Source organism: Methylobacterium soli (assembly GCF_008806385.1).
GTDB classification, from domain to species: Bacteria; Pseudomonadota; Alphaproteobacteria; order Rhizobiales; family Beijerinckiaceae; genus Methylobacterium; species Methylobacterium soli.
This window is the reverse complement of the sequence record NZ_VZZK01000010.1, coordinates 146,317-163,835: the sequence shown is the minus strand read 5'-3', so window position 1 is coordinate 163,835 and position 17,519 is coordinate 146,317. Positions and strand designations below refer to the sequence as shown.

Here is a 17,519-nt window from a genome sequence, read left to right as displayed (position 1 = left end):
GACTTGGCCGCCGGCAAGCCCCGTCCGACCGGCTCCCTCATCCCGAGCGGCCGCCGCACGCGCTGCGAAGGCCGGCGCGCAGCTCCGCATGCGGTGGCCGGGTCGGAGCGGAAGCGGGCGGGGCGTGCTCACGGGGCCTGCTGCCGCTCGCGGCGGCCCTGCCTGCGCTCCCGGGGCGGCGCCTCGCCGGCCGCGGCCCTGTCAGCCGCCGTCTTGTCACCGGAAGCCTTGTCACCGGAAGCCTTGTCGCCCGAAGCCTTGTCGCCGGACGCCGTGTCGCCCGCCGGGGCCTCCGGGGAGGCCGCGGGTCCGCCGGTGATGCGCACGCTGGCGCCGTCGCGCAGGCGGTCGGTGCCGTCGGTCACGACGCGGTCGCCGACCTTGAGGCCCTCGGTGACGGCGGTGCGGGTTCCGTCGGTCTCGCCGACCTTGATCGGGCGCACCACGACCTTGTCGTTCCCGTCCATCAGGTAGACGTAGGTGCCCGGCGTGCCGCGCAGGATCGCGGCCGTCGGGACGACGGGGGCGTTGCGCACCGTGTCGACCGTGAGCTTGGCGTTGACGAACTGGTTCGGGAACAGCGCCTCGTCGTCGTTCTGGAAGATCGCGCGCAGCTTCACGGTGCCGGTCGTCGTGTCGATCTGGTTGTCGACGGTGTCGAGCACGCCGGTGGCGATCTCGTTGGCGTCGCCCCGGTCGTAGGCGCGCACCACCAGCTTCGCGCCCGCCCGCACCTGCCGCATCACCCGCGAGACGTCGTCCTCCGGGAGGGTGAACAGCACCGAGATCGGGTGAAGCTGCGTCACCACCACGATGCTGGTCGAGGCGGCCGTGATGTAGTTGCCGAGATCCACCTGCCGCAGGCCGACGCGGCCGTCGACCGGCGAGACGATGCGCGTGTAGGCGACGTTGAGCTTCTGCTGGTCGACGAGGGCCTGGTCGGCCGCGACCGTGCCCTCGTTCTGCTTCACCAGGGCCCCTTGTGTGTCGACGTTCTGCTTCGAGATCGAGTCCTGCTGCACCAGCCGCTGGAAGCGGGCGAGGTCGAGCTTCGAGTTCTGAAGCAGCGCCTGGTCGCGGGCGAGCTGGCCCTGGTACTGCGCCAGCAGCGCCTCGTAGGGCCGCGGGTCGATCTGGGCGAGGAAGTCGCCCTTCTTGACCATCTGGCCCTCCCGGTAGCCGATCTCGGTGAGATAGCCGCTGATCTGCGAGCGGATCGTCACGGTGGCGAGCGGCGTCACCGTGCCGAGGCCCTGGAGCACCACCGGGATGTCGCCCGCGGTCACGCTCGCGATGCCGACGGCCTGGGCCGGCTCGCCGCCGCCGCCCTGCCGCCCGCCGCGCCCGGCGCCCCGGCCCTTGGTGGCGCCGGGCTCGCCGGCCGTCTGGGTCTTCGAGCCGTCGTACCAGCGATGTCCGACAGCGCCCGCGCCCATGAGGAGGAGGAGCACCAGCAGCCAGCGGCCGAGGCGGCTGCGCCGCCGCGTGCGGGCAGGCGGGGGCGCCGCGTGAATCTCGCGCGCCGTCTCCGTCCGGATGGGTGAACTCTCGTTCATACCTGCTTAACCTGAACACCTGCCGGTGGACGATCCCGAAGCCTTGCCCGAAGCCTTGCCCAAAGCCTTGCGGAGGCTTGGCTGCGGTCCGCTCCGCATCAGCGCCCGCATCTCCGCAGCCCGGCCCCGGCCTTGTCCACCCCGCATCGGGAGCGGGGGCCGGTTGTCCGTCGAAATATCCTTCCGATCAGACGTCGTGAGCATTTCGTCCTGTACAAGGTTCCCCGTGCGAGCGCGCGTGCGGCATCTTCGTGAGGGAGCCCGGCGCGCGATTCCGCAGGGTCCGGCCAATGCCCGCGCAATGCGTCGTCAGTACGGCACCGACGTTTCCGGGGTGTTGCTGGTGCGAGGGCCTCTCAGGGGCGCTCAAGGGAGCGATAAAGCTGCAAGACCTCGCGAAACGACGCGTCCGCCGGCGCGACCGGGACGGCGAAGCGCAGGGCCACCCCGAGGGCGCCGAACGCGAGGGCGAGGGCGAGGCAGGTTCGCATGGGGAGGCAGAGGCTGCGCGCGGTGAGTTCAGGGTCGCGCGCCCCCCTCTAGCGGATTTCCGGTGGAGCGCACGCGAAAAGGGCCGCCAACGGGGTTGGCGGCCCTCTCCACGACCGGAACGGCACTGTCACTTGGATTGAACGAGGGGGCGGAGTTCCGTCCAGGCGAAGGCCGTTCCAGCCGTGTTCCCAAGAGTTATCTCACGAGTGATGAATGTCAACATTCGTCACTCGATCGGCGCCGGGCGGGGGGCTGCCCGCGTGCGCAAGCGCACGCTTCGCCGCGTGGGAGCGCCGTGATACTGGCAGGCGGGGCGATCCGCGGCACGGCGCCGGCGCTCATTTTCCAAACGCCTGATGCGGAAGTAGAATTCCAGACATGAACCCGGTCTTCGCCGATCTTCCGACCTCGGTGTTCGAGGTGATGTCGCGCCTCGCCCGCGAGACCGGGGCGATCAATCTCGGCCAGGGCTTCCCCGACGATCCGGGCCCCGCCGACATCCGGGCCCGGGGGGCGGAGGCCCTGCGCGACGGCTTCAACCAATACCCGCCGATGATGGGCCTGCCGGCCCTGCGCCGGGCCATCGCGGCGCATTACGCCCATCATCAGGGCCTCATCCTCGACCCCGAGACCGAGGTGATGGTGACCTCGGGCGCCACCGAGGCGCTCGCCGGCGCGCTGCTCGCCCTGATCGAGCCCGGCGACGAGGTCGTGCTGTTCGAGCCCCTCTACGACGCCTACCTGCCCCTGGTGCGCCGGGCCGGCGGCGTGCCGCGCATCGTCACCCTGCGCCCGCCCGCCTTCCGGCTCGACGCGGAGGCCCTGGCGGAGGCCTTCTCGGCGCGGACCCGGGTGGTCCTCCTCAACAATCCCCTGAATCCCAGCGCCACCCTGTTCGGTGCGGAGGATCTCGCGCTGCTGGCCGGGTTCTGCCAGCGCTTCGACGCGGTCGCGGTCTGCGACGAGGTCTGGGAGCACGTCGTCTTCGACGGAAGGCATCACCAATCCCTGATCGCCCTGCCGGGCATGCGCGAGCGCACGGTGAAGATCGGCTCGGCCGGCAAGATCTTCAGCCTGACGGGCTGGAAGGTCGGCTTCGTGATGGCGGAGGCGCGGCTGATGCGCGGGCTCGCCAAGGCGCACCAGTACCTCACCTTCACGACGCCCCCGAACCTGCAGGAGGCCGTCGCCTACGGGTTGGCCAGGGAGGACGCCTATTTCACCGGGATGCGCCGGGACTTCGCCCGCGCCCGCGACCGGCTCGCGGCAGGCTTGGGCGCCCTCGGGGTGACGGTGCTGCCCTCGCAGGCCACCTACTTCCTCAACATCGACATCGCGGATCTCGGCTGGGGCGACGACGTCGCGTTCTGCGAGGCCCTGGTCCGCCGCCACGGCGTCGCGGCGATCCCCGTGAGCGCCTTCTATGCCGCGAGCCCGGTGCGCAACCTCGTGCGCCTGTGCTTTGCCAAGGCGGATGCGACCCTCGACACGGCCTTGGAGCGGATGTCCGTCCTGGCCCGGAGGGCCGCGTGAGGGGGCCGGGCCATCCCGGCAGGCCGTGGCTCGATCGGGCAAGCCCGAATCGCGCGTCCCTCGATCGCGCGGGGTCTGATCGGGCAGGTCTGGATCGGGCAGGTCTGGATCAGGCAGGTCCTGATCGCGCGCGTCTTGCCGCGGCGCCGCGGCGGGGCCACATCCCTCCCCATGACCGCATACGAGTCCTTCCGCGCCGCCCCCCGGGACCCCGCGACGGCCTTCCGCGTGGCCGACACGAGCCGCGAGGCGAGCCTCGCGCGCCTCGAGAAGCTGGCCCATCTCCTGGATTCGGCCTTCCTGATCCCCGGCACCAACCGCCGCGTCGGCATCGACGCGGTGATCGGCCTCGTGCCGATCGTCGGCGATTTCGCCGGCATGCTGATGTCGTCCTACATCCTCTACGAGGCGCGCCGCCTCGGCGTGCCGCGCTGGCTCCTCGCCCGCATGGCGCTCAACGTCGCCTTCGACGGGATGGTCGGCGCGGTGCCGCTGGCGGGCGACCTGTTCGACGCGGCCTTCAAGGCCAACCGGCGCAACGTGCGCCTGTTGCGCCGCCACCTGGAGCGCCACGGCGGCTTGCGTCCGAGCGAGATCGAGGGCACGGCCATCCGCATCGACGGTTGAGCGCGTGGTCGGGGACCGGGGGGCGGAGACGATGAACGAGGTCGCCCGCCCCGCGGAGGCCGAGGCGGAGGCCCTCTCGGCGCCGATGCCGGGTGCCGCGCCGATCGTGCTGGCGCCCACGACCCGGCGCGGGCTCTCGCCCCTCAACCGGCGCCGGCTCGCCAATTTCCGGCGCAACCGGCTCGGCTTCTGGTCCTTCGTGATCTTCGTCGGGCTGTTCGGGCTCAGCCTGTTCGCGGAGTTCATCGCCAACGACAAGCCGATCATCGCCTCCTACAAGGGCGAGATCCTGTTTCCCGTCCTGATCGACTACCCGGACGAGAAGTTCGGCGGCTTCCTGGCGCGGACCGATTACCGCGCCGCGGAGACCCGCAAGGAGATCGCCGAGAACGGCTGGGCGATCTGGCCGCCGATCCCCTATTCCTACGACACCATCCTGACCGGGCTGCCGACGCCCTCCCCCTCTCCACCGACCTGGCTTCTCACCGACGCGCAGTGCAGGCCCGTCGCCGAGGCGACCGGGGGCACCGGGTGCCGCGACATCGAGTGGCACTGGCTCGGCACCGACAACACCACCCGCGACGTCCTCGCCCGCGTGATCTACGGCTTCCGGATCTCGGTGCTGTTCGGGCTGACCCTCGCGCTGATCTCGTCCGTCATCGGCGTCGTCGCGGGGGCGGTGCAGGGCTATTTCGGCGGCTGGGTCGACCTCGCCTTCCAGCGCTTCATCGAGGTCTGGAGCGGCATCCCGACCCTCTACCTCATCATCATCATCTCGGCCTTCATCGCGCCGGGCTTCTTCGTGCTGCTCGGCATCCTGCTGCTGTTCTCCTGGGTGGCGCTCGTCGGCGTGGTACGGGCGGAATTCCTGCGCGCGCGCAATTTCGAGTACGTGCGGGCGGCCCGCGCCCTCGGGCTGTCGAACATCCGCATCATGGCGGTGCACCTGCTGCCGAACGCCATGGTGGCGACGCTGACCTTCCTGCCCTTCATCCTGAACGGCTCGATCACGACCCTGACCTCGCTGGACTTCCTCGGCTTCGGGCTGCCGCCCGGCTCGCCGTCGCTGGGGGAGCTGCTCGCCCAGGGCAAGGACAACATCCAGGCGCCCTGGCTCGGGCTGACGGGCTTTGCCGTCGTCGCCACGATGCTCAGCCTGCTGATCTTCGCGGGCGAGGCGGTGCGGGACGCCTTCGACCCCCGCAAGACCTTCCGCTAGCCGGTCGACCGGAGGCCGGCCACGCCGAACCTTGGCGTGGCCCGCCGGTCCGGGCTTCGGCCCTTACCGGCCGCTGGCGCCGCCCCCCGCGCTGTTCGATTGCGGCTTGTTGTTCTGCTCGGCATTGCCGGCCGCGCCCGAGGAGCTGTGCGGGTCACGGCCCTGGGCCAGGACCGGTGTTGCCAGCAGAAGGGCGATCGCACTGGCGGCAGCAAGGATCTTCATGGAAGTTCTCCTCCGAACGGCCCCGCTCGCTCCGACCGAGCGAGACTGATGATGGGCGCGTGAACACAACCACTGATCGAATTGATGGGTTGCTTTCGAGCATCGGCTAAAAAATTCACAGCCGAATGCTGCCACGTCTCGGTCCGATACGCGGGTGGGCCGAACAGGAGCAGGAGCGTTATTGCGAGAAACGCGCGACTCCGCGCGAAGCGGAACCCAACGGTATCAGAATGCTCATCACGGTTCTATTTGAGCATTTTCTGTTCAGACGTCCTGATCCTGCCAAGACCGAAGACCAAGCCGGAGCGTCGATCATTGGATTGCAGGGGTGCCGCTGGCATCTTCTCGATCGAATGCTGTGGAAGCATCGGCCTCGGCAGGCTAGCGCGGATCAGAACAGGCTCCATCTCCGAGAGAGGCCTGTCTCCGCGTGCCGGCACGGGCGCCTGGGCACTATTGTGGCAGATCCATGGGTCCAAATTCATACATAGAACAACATTGCGGGCATTTTCTTCCAAGCTTTGCTGATACTTTTGAGGAATTTAAGACCGCCCAGCAGGCTGGAAAGCGAGCATTTCAGCGATCAATCCTGCCTTGCATCAAGCTGTTGTCGGTTCCGTGCTTGCATTCCTTCGACAGTGTCATAACTTCTCGCCGGAGGGGAAGTCAGGCAGAGGATGATGGAAAATGTCGGATAATGAACAAACACAGCATGACACGCATATCGAGCGCACGGTCGATGTCGTCTCGGCTTATGTTGCGAACAACTCGATTCCGACGGCCGATCTGCCGGCCCTGATCACCAGTGTCCACGAAGCGCTCCACGGACTTGCTGCCGGCACGGCGCGCCCCGAGGTCGACGCGGTCGAGAAGCCGTCGCCCGCCCAGGTCCGCAAGTCGATCCGGCCGGATGGACTGGTCAGCTTCATCGACGGCAAGTCCTACAAGACCCTCAAGCGCCACCTGACGAAGCACGGCCTCGATCCGCACAGCTACCGCGAGCGCTTCGGCCTGCCGAACGATTATCCGACGACCTCCGCGAACTACTCGGCCCAGCGCTCGGCCCTCGCCAAGAGCCTCGGCCTCGGCCAGCCCGGCCGCAGCGCCGCCGAGGCGGAGGAGCCGGAGGTCGCCCCCGAAGCGAAGGAGACGAGCGGCCGGCGCCGGAGCGGAACCAGCGGCGGCACGGCCGGCAAGGGACGCGGAAACCGCAAGACCGCAGCGGCCGCCTGATCCCGGCCCGTTCGGCCGCCGGCACGGCCCGGCGCGGGCCAGGCGGCCGATCAGATTCGCGTGACCCAGTGTCCCCGGTGCTGTCCCCGGTGGCCGCCGCGGGCCATTCCCGATCGCCTAGCCATCGGAAACGGCCCTGAGCCTTCGAGGTGACGCGCGCTCTTGGGCCGAACCGGGATCCCATCCGGCGGGGAGCGCTCTAGATCGGCGAGGTCCGACGGCCGAGAAGCCAGTCCTTGGCCCGCATCAGCAGGGCCGGACGCACCCGCCCGACATCCTCGGCGTCGAGGAGAGGCGAGGTCGACAGGGCGGCCAGATAGGCTTCCTCGGCCTCGCGGCACTGGCGCAGGGCCGCGTCGGCGGCGATCATGCGGCCAGAAAGGGAGGCCTGGAGGCCGAAGCTGCGATGCAGGCAGCCGCGCCACGTCCCGTGCAGCTCCGCGACCCCGGCGGCGGCGGGCAGGGGGACAAGGCCGGGCAGCGTGCCGGCCAGGACGAGGCCGGCCAGGGCCAGAGGACGGATCGTCATGCGCGGGCGGCTCCGGAAGAGCCGCATCCTCCCGCCCACAGGCCTAATATTCCCTGAATGACGCGCGCCCGGCCTCGTGCCGGAATGGGACGGCTCAGCGATTGGCCGTCGTCACCGGCGAGAGGCTGCGGCCGAGGGCGACCCAGGCCACGCTGTCCTGGCTCTCGCGCTTGATGAAGGTGTAGCCGGTGCGCCGCCAGGGCAGGATCGTGTTGGTCTTGTTGTCGAGGATCAGGTCGCCCCGGTCGGTGATCAGGGTGAGCACGGCGTGGCCCTCGCCCTTCTCGTCGATCACCACGGTCATCCGCATGGCGCGGCGCGGCAGGCCGGCCTCGGCCAGGAGATGGCGCTTCAGGAGCTGGAAATCCTCGCAATCGCCGATGCCGTCCTCGGCGAGGTCCCAGCGGTCCGGAACATGGAGGTGGTCCATGTCGGTCATGGCCTGCACGGCCTTGTTCACCCGCTTGTTCACCGCCACGATGGTGTTCCAGAGGGCGGGCGTCAGGGTGATGCTGGTCGGCTCGTTGCGGCCGATCGCGCACTCGGCCGCGTAGGCCTGGCAGAAGGTGACCCAGGCCGAGATCGGCTTGGCCTCGCCGGAGGCGGTGGCGGCGCTCGGCATGCTCGGCAGCGCCGCGAAGGTCTGGGCCCCGGCGGGGGCGGCCATGAGGCCGGCCGCGAGGGCGAGCCCGGCGACAACCTTGCGCAGGTGCGGGCCCAGGCCCGAAACCGCATCCCGACCTGTGGAAATCGCGAACCGCATCGCCGTGGCCCAACCCGTTAAGCTTTCGTTAACGAAGCTCTCACGGCCGGGCTCCCACCGCAATCGGGGTGATTCAGATTGGGTTAACGCTGTGCGCAACTGCCAAGGTTGTCCCGAGGTCGATGACCGGGCCTCCCCGTCACCGCTGGCCCGCGAAGGCCAGGGCCGGGGGAGCGCAGCCGTCGACGCGCCGGAAACATCATCCGGGCCGGCGGATGGCCGAGCGGGGGCGGGGTTCAGACGCGGGACGGACGGAGGGCGGCCGCGCGGCGGGCCTCAGCCCGCATGCGTGTTGTGGATCTGGTCGAAATCGAGGAGCGCGGTCTCGATGACGATCTGCGTACGGCTGATGACCTCGAGCTTGCGCAGGATCTCCGAGACATGGGCCTTCACGGTCGAGTCGCCGACCTGCAATTCGTGGGCGATCTGCTTGTTGAGCTTGCCCTGGCGGATCATCATCAAGACCCGCAATTGCTGCGGCGTCAGCCGCGCGACCCGTTCGGCGAGCGCCGATTTCTTGGAGGCTGCCGGGCCCGGCTGCGACAGCTCGGGCGGGATCGCGAGGGCGCCGCTGAGAACCACCGCGATGGCGCGCGTCAGGGTGGCCTTGTCGACGGCCTTGGGCACGAAGCCCGCCGCGCCGTGATGCAGGGCCTCGCGCATGATGCGCGGATCCTCGTGACCCGAGACGATCAGGATCGGCACGCGGGGAAAGCGCGTGCGGATGGTGACGAGGCCGTCGAAGCCGCTGACCCCCTGCATCGAGAGATCCAGGAGGGTGAGGTCGATGCCGCGATGGGCGGCCAGGACCCGGCAGGCGCCCTCGATGCCGTCGGCCTCGTGCAGGGTCGCGTCCGGGTAGGTGAGACGGATGGTGCTGGCGAGCGCGTCGCGGAACAGCGGGTGGTCGTCGACGATCAAGAGCTGCATGGCCGCTCCCAGGACCGCGCCGCGGGCGGCCTCCGCGCCCGAAGCCCCGACGCCCACCGGGGCGGATTCCTGTCGGGCGGAGCCTTGCCGGGCGCAGCTTCGGTCCAACACAACACGGGCTCCTGTCGGCACGGATCGGGGCGGGCCCGGTCCGTGCGAAAATCCGGCCGGGGACCATCCCGCGAGGCGAAATCTGGCGGGGCCAGCGGTCGCGGAACGCGAGCGGGCGTTGAGATACCGACCGCGTTCCGCGACCTTAGCATATCCGCCGCCGGAGGGCTGCCCCGGCGGCGGATCGCTATGGCGGAAGAATTGCCTCAGCGCGAGGCCACGGTCTTCGGCAGCTTGAAGGCCCAGAAGCTGCCGCCCTGGTTGATGCCGGCGGTGGTCTTGGCGACCTCGCCGCCCCAGAGCGGAACCGCGCCGCCCCAGCCGGCCGCGACGCCGACCCATTGCTCGCCGTCCTGCTCCCAGGTGATCGGCGAGGCGACGACGCCGGTGCCGACCTGGAACTTCCAGACCTCCTCGCCGGTCTTGGCGTCGAAGGCCTTGAGGAAGCCCTCGGGCGTGCCCGTGAAGACAAGGTTGCCGCCGGTGGTGAGGACGCCGGCCCAGAGCGGAGCCTTGTTCTTGTACTCCCAGGCGACCTTGCCGGTGGCCGGGTCGATGGCCTTGAGCGAGCCGATATGGTCCTCGAAGACCGGCTTGATGGTGAAGCCGGCCCCGAGATAGGCGGCGCCCTTCTTGTAGTTCACCGGCTCGTTCCAGATATCCATGCCCCACTCGTTCGAGGGCACGTAGAACAGCTTGGTGTCGGGGCTGTAGGCCATCGGCATCCAGTTCTTGGCGCCGAGGAAGCCCGGCACCGCGAACACGGTCTTGCCCTTCTTGCCGTCCTCCGATTTCGACGGATCACCGGGCCGGAAGGCGTCGTCGTAGATCGGCCGGCCGTTGTCGTCGATGCCCTTGGCCCAGTTGATCTTGCTGACGAAGGGCGTGCCCGAGACGAACTTCCCGTTGGTGCGGTCGAGGACGTAGAAGAAGCCGTTGCGGTCGGCGGTGGCACCGGCCTTGATGGTCTTGCCGCCCTTGTTGAGCTCGAAGGGCACGAACTCGTTGACGCCGTCGAAGTCCCAGCCGTCATGCGGCGTGGTCTGGAAGCCCCAGACGATCTCGCCGTTCTCGGGGTTGAGGGCGATGCGCGAGGCCGACCACTTGTTGTCGCCCGGGCGCAGGGCCGAGTTCCACGGGCCCGGATTGCCGGTGCCGAAATAGATCAGGTTGGTGTCCGGGTCGTAGGTGCCGCCGAGCCAGGTGGCGCCGCCGCCGAACTTCCACATGTCGCCGGGCCAGGTCTCGTTGACCTTGCCGGTCATGGTCGAGGGCTTGCCGTTGAGGGTGCCCACGTGGCCCTCGATGACCGGGCGCTGCCAGACCAGCTCGCCCGTGTCGGCGTCGCGCGCCTCGACCCGGCCGACGACGCCGAACTCGCCGCCCGACACGCCGGTGATGACCTTGCCCTTCACGATGATCGGCGCGGCCGTGTAGCTGTAGCCGGCCTTGAAGTCGTCGATGTCCTTCTTCCACACGACCTTGCCGGTCTTCTGGTCGAGGGCGACGAGCTTGGCGTCGAGGGTGCCGAAGATCACCTTGTCCTTGTAGAGCGCGGCGCCGCGGTTCACGACGTCGCAGCAGGGCAGGATGCCCTCGGGCAGGCGCGCGTTGTATTCCCAGAGCTTCTCGCCGGTGCGGGAATTGATCGCGTAGAGGCGCGAATACGAGCCCGTGACGTAGAGGACGCCATCCTTCACGAGCGCCTGGCTCTCCTGGCCGCGCTGCTTCTCGCCGCCGAAGGAGAACGAGTAGGCCGGCACCAGGCCCTTGATGGTGTCGCGGTTGAGCGTCTTCAGGGGGCTGTAGCGCTGGGCCTGCGGCCCGAGGCCGTAGGTGACAACGTCGTTGGTGGTCTTGGCGTCGTTGAGGATGTCCTGCTCGCTCACGCCCTCCGCGAAGGCGGGCGTCGCGGCCGCGCCGGCGAGGAGCGCCATCGCTCCCACAGCCGTCAGGAACCGGTGTCTCAATCTCATGGCATGTCCTCCGACTTGGTCGCGCAGCCCGATGTTTCGGCGCCGTCGGGGCCTGTTTCCCCCGATTCGAAGGAGCCCCTTAGGAAGAACTTATGGCCAAGCGAGGCGATGTCTTATTGGCCTTTGGTCGAAGTTCTTCGCTTTTTCATAGAAATCCGTGCCCGCGACCGAGGTCGAGCGAGTTGATCCGGCGGGGATGCAGCCGCATCGGGCGCGTTTTATCAGTCGATCGCGGCGGATCGACGAACCTTCGCGGATGGCCGGGCCCCGCCTCAGACCGGGGGCCCTTGCGCGTCCTGTGCCGGCTCAGTAGCCCTTCGGGGGCGTGAAGCCGACGCCGTAGGCCGCGCAGATCGCCGCCAGCCGGCCCTCGGCGATCAGCGCCGCGATGGCGTCGCCGACCGCGTAGGCGAGGTCGCGGGAATCGGTGCGCACGGCGCCCCCGATCTCCCACCGGGTCTTGACCAGGCCCGGCACCGCGATCTCCACGACGGGGTTCTCCTCCGGGGAGGCGCCGGCCGCCTTGAGCGCCGCCTCGATATGGGCGCGGGTGCCGGCGAGGATCGTGGCCTCGCCGGCCAGATAGGCCTTGGCCGCCTCGTCGAAGGCGCGGAAATGCCTGAGGCCCTGGCGGTAGCGGCCGCCCTCGGCGGTGAGCAGCATCAGGTCGGAGGCGCTGGCGCCCTCCAGGGCAACCGGCTGGCCCTCGAGATCCGCGAGGGTGTCGACGCCCTCCAGCTTGCCCTTGCGGTAGGCGAAGGCGAGGTGCTGATCGAAATACGGATTGGTCAGGAAGATTTGCTCGTTGCGGAGCGCGAGGTCCCGGTCGTGGGGCACGTTCAGCATCAGGTCCGCGAGGCTGGACCCCGCGAGGTCGCCCTTCCAGAGGTTGAGGCGGAAATCCCCATCCACGTTCTCGCCCGCATCGACGATGCGCAGGTCGAGGCTCACCCCGAGCTTCTCGGCGATGGCCTTGGCGAGATCGACGTCGATCCCGCGCGGGCGGCCCGCCTCCTCGCTCGAGAAGGGCGCGTTGTCGCCGTAGAGCGCCACCCGGACGCTGCCGGAGGCGACGACCGCGTCGAGGGGCCGGGCCAGCGCCGGCGCGGCGAGCAGCAGGCCGCAGGCCGCGAGCGCGAGGCGCCGGAGGGCGCCTGGGGCGCCGATATGTGGTTTCGCGTGCATCGCGTCAGCCCATCCGCCCCGAAGACCTCAATCCTCGTGCTTGGATTCGATGTAGCTGCGGATCGCCCAGAGGGCCTCCTGCGAGAGCGTGCCCTCGAAGGCCGGCATCTTGGTGACGCCGTTGATGATGGCGCCGTGGCGCACGCGCTCCTGGAACCAGGTATCGCCCTCCTGACCCTTGTCGAGGTAGCGCAGGTCCGGCGCGAGCCCGCCCGAGATCAGCTGCAGGCCGTGGCAGCGGGCGCAGTTCTGGTTGTAGCCGGAATCGCCGATCGCGATGGCCTTGGGGTTGCCCCGGTAGGGGTTCTCGCCGCGCCAATCGTCGCCGAGGGCGTCGAGGCCGGTGGTGTCGACGGGCTGGGGCTGGACGTCGCCGTGGGCGCGAACGGCCGGCGCCGACAGCACGAGGCCGAGCGCGACGAGCGCGCCCCCCGCCAGCATGGGGACCTTCGACATACCGTTTCCTCCTGTTCTTGCGAGGACGGTAGCAAGCGGGCCCGCTCAAACCCATTGTGCTTTGGTATACTGCCCAGCGCCGCGCCGAATCCGGCTCTTCGCCCGGACACGCGAAGGTGCACCTTCGTCCAATATCGGCGCCCCCCGCTCCCCCCTATCGTCGCCGCAACGACGAAGGACGGGGCGGAAGTGAGAACGGCCGCGATGCGGGCTGCGAGACAGCGTGGACACGGCCCGGCCGAGCGGCACGTGGCCTCGACGCGGCATTTTTCGACGCGCCATTTTTCGACGCACACTGCCTCGCGCGCGGCAACCCGCTTCGGCCCGGCTCTCCTGAGCCTGGCTCTCCTGGGCCTGGCCCTCCTGAGCCTGGCGCTTCCGGGCGGGGAGGCGCGGGCCGATCCTACCCCGCACCTCGCCATCCATTATCTCGAGCGCCGCATCGAGCGGCCGACGCCCCTCAACAACGAGGATCCGATCCCCGACGACGAGGGCGCCCGGGGGGCCGAGCTCGGGCTCAAGGATTCGAACGCCACCGGCCGCTTCGTCTCCCTGGGCTTCAGCCTCGCGACCAAGCGGGTGGAGCCCGGCGCGGATGTGGCGGCGGCCTTCCGGGCGCTCGGCAACCCGCGCTTCCTCGTCGTCAACGCGCCGGTCGAGGACGTGCTGGCGCTGGCCGACCTGCCCGAGGCCCGCGACACCCTCCTCCTCAATATCGGCGCGCCCGATACCCGCCTGCGCGACGGCGATTGCCGGGCGCGGCTCCTGCACGTCCTGCCCTCGCGGGCGATGCTCGCCGACGCCCTCGTCGAGTTCCTGGTGTTCAAGCGCTGGACCCGGCTCCTCCTCGTCTCGGGCCCGGAGCCGGCCGATGCGCTCTACGCCGAGGCCTTGCGGCGCAGCGCGAAGAAGTTCGGCGCGCGGGTCGTCGCCGAGTCGCGCTTCGACGTGCACGGGGCCGATATCCGCGATTCGGCGCTCCGGGAATTCGCCCTCGTCACGCGCGGGCCCGAGCACGACGTGGTGGCGGTGGCCGACGAGGCCAACAGCTTCGGGACGAACCTCGTCCACAACACCGCCTCGCCCCGGCCCGTGGTCGGGACGCAGGGGCTGAGCCCCGCCGCCTGGGGCCGCCCGGTCGAGGCCTGGGCGGCGGTGCAGTTGCAGGGCCGCTTCCGCAAGCTCGCGGGCCGGGCCATGCGCCCGATCGATTATGCCGGCTGGCTCGCCGTTCACGCGATCGGGGAGGCGGCGGTGCAGCTGAGGACGCGCGACCCGGATGCGATCCGGGCCCTGATGCTCTCGCCGCGCTTCGAGGTCGGCGGCTTCAAGGGCCGCCCCTTGAGCTTCCGGCCCTGGAACGGGCAGCTGCGCCAGCCCGTCTTCCTGCTCTGGCCCGGCGCCGTGGTGGCGAGCGCGCCGCTGGAGGGCTTCCTGCACCACCGCACCGATCTCGACACCCTCGGCCTCGACGCGCCGGAGAGCGCCTGCCGGGCCTTCGCGGGAGGCGGCGCAGGATGACCCCTTCACGGACAGGACGCGGCAGGCCCCCGATGCGACCGCTCCCCTTCGCCCTGCTCCTGATCATCGGGCTCGTCCTCGCCGCAGGCCCCGCCCCGGCGGAGGAGATCTTCGTCTCGAACGAGCGCGACAACACCGTCTCGGTGATCGACACCGGCAGCTTCGAGGTGGTCCGCACCTTCCCGGTGGGGCGGCGCCCGCGCGGCATCGTGTTCTCGCGCGACGGGCGCCAGCTCTTCGTCTGCGCGAGCGATTCCGACGCCGTGCAGGTGATCGATCCGGAGACCGGCCGGCTCCTGCACAACCTGCCCTCGGGGGAGGACCCGGAGCAATTCGCGCTGGCGCCGGATAACCGCACGCTCTTCATCGCCAACGAGGAGAACGCCACCACCACCGTGGTCGATGCCGAGACCCGCACGGTGCTGGCCCAGATCGATGTCGGGATCGAGCCGGAGGGCATGGCGGTGAGCCCGGACGGCAAGACGGCGGTGACCACCTCCGAGACCACCAACATGGTCCACTGGATCGACGTGCCCTCCCTCAAGGCGGTGGACGCCACCCCGGTCGGCCAGCGCCCGCGCCACGCCGAGTTCAGCCGGGACGGCAGCAAGCTCTGGGTCTCCTCCGAGATCGGCGGCACGGTGGCGGTGATCGACGTCGCCACCCGCACGGTCGCGCAGACCATCGCGTTCGAGATCAAGGGCATCGCGGGCGACCGGATCCAGCCGGTGGGCATCACCCTGACCCGGGATGGGCGCTTCGCCTTCGTGGCGCTCGGCCCCTCCGACCGCGTCGCGGTGATCGATGCCCGGACCTACAAGGTCCTGAACTACATCCTGGTCGGGCGCCGGGTCTGGCACCTCGCCTTCACGTCGGACGAGAGCCGGCTCCTGACCACGAACGGCGCCTCGGGCGACGTCACCGTCATCGACGTCGCGGCCCTGAAGGCGATCAAGAGCATCAAGGTCGGGCGCTTCCCCTGGGGCGCCGCCGTGCGGCCGAGCGCGGGCCACCGATCCGCCGGCGCCGCCCCGTGAGGCCGGACTCGTCGGGGGCCTTCGCCGGCGGCGTGGCGGGCCTCCTGGCCGTCCTCGTCCTCCTCTGGGTCCTCCCCGCCGCCGCCGGCACCCTCGACCGGGCCGGCATGGAGCGATACTTCCCCGCGCCCCTCGTCGTCGGCCAGAAGGACGAGGCGGCACCGGTCTGGCCGATCCTGAAGCAGGAGGCCGGCGCCTACGAGGTCTTCGCCTACGCCTTCGAATCGATCGACCTCGCGCCGATCCCGGGCTTCGGCGGCACGCCGCCCGATCTCCTGATCGCCCTCGCGCCCGACGGGAGCTTCCGGGACGTGCGGGTGATCGCGCAGCACGAGCCCGTCTTCCTCGAAGGCCTCGGCGAGGCGCCGCTCTTCGCCTTCGTGGAGCAATATGTCGGCCTCTCGGCCCGCCGCGCCATCCGGGTCGGGCGACCGAACGCGCGGGCGAACGGCGCCGCGCCGCAGGCGGTGGTGGACGGGGTCTCGATGGCGACCGCCTCGACGCGGGTGATCAACGAGACGATCCTCGCCGCCTCCCTGGCGGTGGCCCGCCGGAAGCTCGGCTTCGGGGCCCCCGCCCAGGTCGGCCTCAAGGTCGAGGCCAGGGCGGACCTGTTCGAGCCCTTGCGCTTCTCGCAGCTCCTCGCGCGCGGCTACGTCGCGCGCTTCACGGTGACGAACGGGGAGGCGGAGGCCGCGTTCAAGGGCAGCGCCGTCGAGGGTCAGTCGGAAAGCCCCCCGGAGGCGGCCCTCACCGACCTCGTCATCGCCTATCTCAACGCCCCCGCGATCGGGCGCAATCTCCTGGGCGAGGCGCGCCACGCCGCCCTGATGCGCGAGCTCGGCCCGGGCGACCACGCCGTCATGGTCGTGAGCGCCGGCCCCCTCAACCCGCTCGGGGACGACTTCGTGCTCGGCTCGGTCCCGGATCGCCTCTCGATCCAGCAGGAGGGCCTGACGATCAACGCCCGCGACATGGCGATCGAGCGCCGGGGCGCGGGCATGGACGGCCTGCCGGCGGGGCCCTGGACCATCCTGCGGATCGGCAGCCAGGCGGGCTTCGATCCGGCTGCCCTCTGGAGCCTCAGCGAGAAGATCGTGCGCGAGCGGGGCCAGATCCTGGTCGAGCGCGTCGCCCGGGATTTCGCGACGCGCTACGCCCTGCCGGCGGCTCTGTTCACCCGCGAGAGCCCGGATGCGGGCCCGAGCTGGACCGAATCCTGGCGGGCGCGGAGCGTCGAACTCGGGCTGATCGCTGCCTCCCTCGGCCTGCTCGTGCCGGTGCTGGTGCGCCAGCGCGGGCTCGTCGCCGACCAGCCCCGCTTCGGGGCCTTCCGGCTCGCCTTCCTGGCCTTCACGCTCCTGTTCATCGGCTGGTACGCGCAGGCGCAGCTCTCGATCGTGACGCTCGTCGGCCTCGTGCGCGCCGCGGCGGCGACGCACGACCTCAGCTTCCTCCTCTACGACCCGCCCTCGCTCCTGCTCTGGGGCTTCGTGCTGGTGAGCCTCGTCCTCTGGGGCCGCGGCACCTTCTGCGGCTGGCTCTGCCCGTTCGGCGCCCTGCAGGAACTCGCCGCCTGGCTCGCCCGGCCGCTCCGCCTCCGCCAGATCGCGGTGCCGCCGCGGATCGACCGCGCGCTGCGCCTCGTGAAATACGCCCTGTTGGCCGCGATCCTCGGCGCCGCCGCCCTCGCCTCCCCGCTCGCCGACAGCCTCGCGGAGGCCGAGCCCTTCAAGACGGCCATCACCCTCTACTTCCTGCGCGCCACCCCCTTCGTGGTCTACGGGATCGGCCTGATCATCCTCAACCTCTTCGTCTACAAGGGCTTCTGCCGCTATCTCTGCCCGCTCGGCGCGGGCCTCGCGCTCGCCGGGCGCCTGCGCATGCTCGACTGGATCCCGCGCCGGGCCGAGTGCGGCTCGCCCTGCCAGCTCTGCAAGGTGCGCTGCCGCTACGGCGCCATCGCGCCCTCGGGGGCGGTCGATTACGCCGAGTGCTTCCAGTGCATGGATTGCGTCACGATCATCCACGATCCAGGCCAGTGCGTGCCGCAGGTCGTCGCGCGCAAGCGCGGCCGGGTGCTGGTGCCGCAAGCGGTGGCGGCGGAATGAGGGGGCAGCTTCCTC

Annotated in this window: 16 protein-coding genes; 7 read left to right on the top strand and 9 right to left on the bottom strand. The window is 70.2% G+C overall.

Translation table 11 applies throughout. The features are described 5' to 3' along the window. Positions 1-128: 128 nt before the first annotated feature. Positions 129-1,556 carry an MdtA/MuxA family multidrug efflux RND transporter periplasmic adaptor subunit gene (locus F6X53_RS12345; protein ID WP_151000314.1) on the bottom strand — a complete coding sequence of 476 codons (1,428 nt, stop codon included), beginning with the start codon at positions 1,554-1,556 and terminating at the stop codon, positions 129-131. Positions 1,557-1,912: 356 nt separating this feature from the next. Further along, positions 1,913-2,047 (bottom strand): hypothetical protein, encoded by a 135-nt coding sequence (locus F6X53_RS33670; protein WP_280526024.1) that lies wholly within the window; start codon positions 2,045-2,047, stop codon positions 1,913-1,915. Positions 2,048-2,426: 379 nt separating this feature from the next. Here F6X53_RS33670 and F6X53_RS12335 point away from each other — a divergent pair, with 379 nt between their 5' ends. The 3 genes from F6X53_RS12335 to F6X53_RS12325 all read left to right on the top strand — a co-directional run bounded on the left by F6X53_RS12335 (position 2,427) and on the right by F6X53_RS12325 (position 5,427). Beyond that, complete coding sequence (locus tag F6X53_RS12335) at positions 2,427-3,581, top strand: aminotransferase (RefSeq protein ID WP_151000313.1); 1,155 nt, start codon at positions 2,427-2,429, stop codon at positions 3,579-3,581. A gap of 171 nt (positions 3,582-3,752) precedes the next feature. Then, positions 3,753-4,208, top strand: coding sequence for a DUF4112 domain-containing protein (locus F6X53_RS12330; protein ID WP_151000312.1), 456 nt, complete (start codon positions 3,753-3,755; stop codon positions 4,206-4,208). A gap of 31 nt (positions 4,209-4,239) precedes the next feature. Beyond that, positions 4,240-5,427 (top strand): ABC transporter permease, encoded by a 1,188-nt coding sequence (locus tag F6X53_RS12325; RefSeq protein ID WP_151000311.1) that lies wholly within the window; start codon positions 4,240-4,242, stop codon positions 5,425-5,427. 63 nt (positions 5,428-5,490) lie between these two features. On the opposite strand, the gene F6X53_RS32360 is transcribed toward F6X53_RS12325, so the two are convergent. Then, entirely contained in the window at positions 5,491-5,652 is a 162-nt protein-coding gene (locus F6X53_RS32360; protein WP_191970811.1) for a hypothetical protein, read from the bottom strand. Between the two features lie 687 nt (positions 5,653-6,339). Between F6X53_RS32360 and F6X53_RS12320 the strand changes: the two genes are divergently transcribed. Continuing rightward, entirely contained in the window at positions 6,340-6,885 is a 546-nt protein-coding gene (locus tag F6X53_RS12320; protein WP_151000310.1) for a Ros/MucR family transcriptional regulator, read from the top strand. A 199-nt stretch (positions 6,886-7,084) separates the two neighbouring features. Here the strand turns inward: F6X53_RS12320 and F6X53_RS12315 are convergent, their stop codons facing one another. From F6X53_RS12315 to pedF, 6 genes are all read right to left on the bottom strand, one after another. Beyond that, positions 7,085-7,414 carry a hypothetical protein gene (locus F6X53_RS12315; RefSeq protein WP_151000309.1) on the bottom strand — a complete coding sequence of 110 codons (330 nt, stop codon included), beginning with the start codon at positions 7,412-7,414 and terminating at the stop codon, positions 7,085-7,087. 94 nt (positions 7,415-7,508) lie between these two features. Continuing rightward, complete coding sequence (locus tag F6X53_RS12310; protein ID WP_151000308.1) at positions 7,509-8,177, bottom strand: transglutaminase-like cysteine peptidase; 669 nt, start codon at positions 8,175-8,177, stop codon at positions 7,509-7,511. 276 nt (positions 8,178-8,453) lie between these two features. After that, positions 8,454-9,107, bottom strand: a complete 654-nt coding sequence (locus F6X53_RS12305; RefSeq protein ID WP_151000307.1) for a response regulator — start codon at positions 9,105-9,107, stop codon at positions 8,454-8,456. 317 nt (positions 9,108-9,424) lie between these two features. Beyond that, positions 9,425-11,194, bottom strand: coding sequence for a PQQ-dependent methanol/ethanol family dehydrogenase (locus F6X53_RS12300; protein ID WP_151000306.1), 1,770 nt, complete (start codon positions 11,192-11,194; stop codon positions 9,425-9,427). A 306-nt stretch (positions 11,195-11,500) separates the two neighbouring features. After that, positions 11,501-12,379: a substrate-binding periplasmic protein gene (locus F6X53_RS12295; RefSeq protein ID WP_151000305.1), complete on the bottom strand. Its 879-nt coding sequence runs from the start codon at positions 12,377-12,379 to the stop codon at positions 11,501-11,503. A 27-nt stretch (positions 12,380-12,406) separates the two neighbouring features. Beyond that, positions 12,407-12,835, bottom strand: a complete 429-nt coding sequence (pedF, locus tag F6X53_RS12290; protein ID WP_373875919.1) for a cytochrome c-550 PedF — start codon at positions 12,833-12,835, stop codon at positions 12,407-12,409. 204 nt (positions 12,836-13,039) lie between these two features. Here pedF and F6X53_RS12285 point away from each other — a divergent pair, with 204 nt between their 5' ends. The 3 genes from F6X53_RS12285 to F6X53_RS12275 are packed head-to-tail and all read left to right on the top strand — an operon-like array spanning position 13,040 to position 17,504. Then, positions 13,040-14,356, top strand: coding sequence for an ABC transporter substrate-binding protein (locus F6X53_RS12285; RefSeq protein ID WP_151000304.1), 1,317 nt, complete (start codon positions 13,040-13,042; stop codon positions 14,354-14,356). A gap of 32 nt (positions 14,357-14,388) precedes the next feature. Continuing rightward, the gene (locus F6X53_RS12280; RefSeq protein ID WP_151000303.1) at positions 14,389-15,393 is read left to right on the top strand and encodes a YVTN family beta-propeller repeat protein; all 1,005 of its coding nucleotides are present in this window, start codon (positions 14,389-14,391) and stop codon (positions 15,391-15,393) included. Beyond that, entirely contained in the window at positions 15,390-17,504 is a 2,115-nt protein-coding gene (locus F6X53_RS12275) for a 4Fe-4S binding protein (RefSeq protein WP_238296755.1), read from the top strand. Before F6X53_RS12280 ends, F6X53_RS12275 begins: the two co-directional genes overlap by 4 nt. The last annotated feature ends 15 nt before the right edge of the window (positions 17,505-17,519 follow it).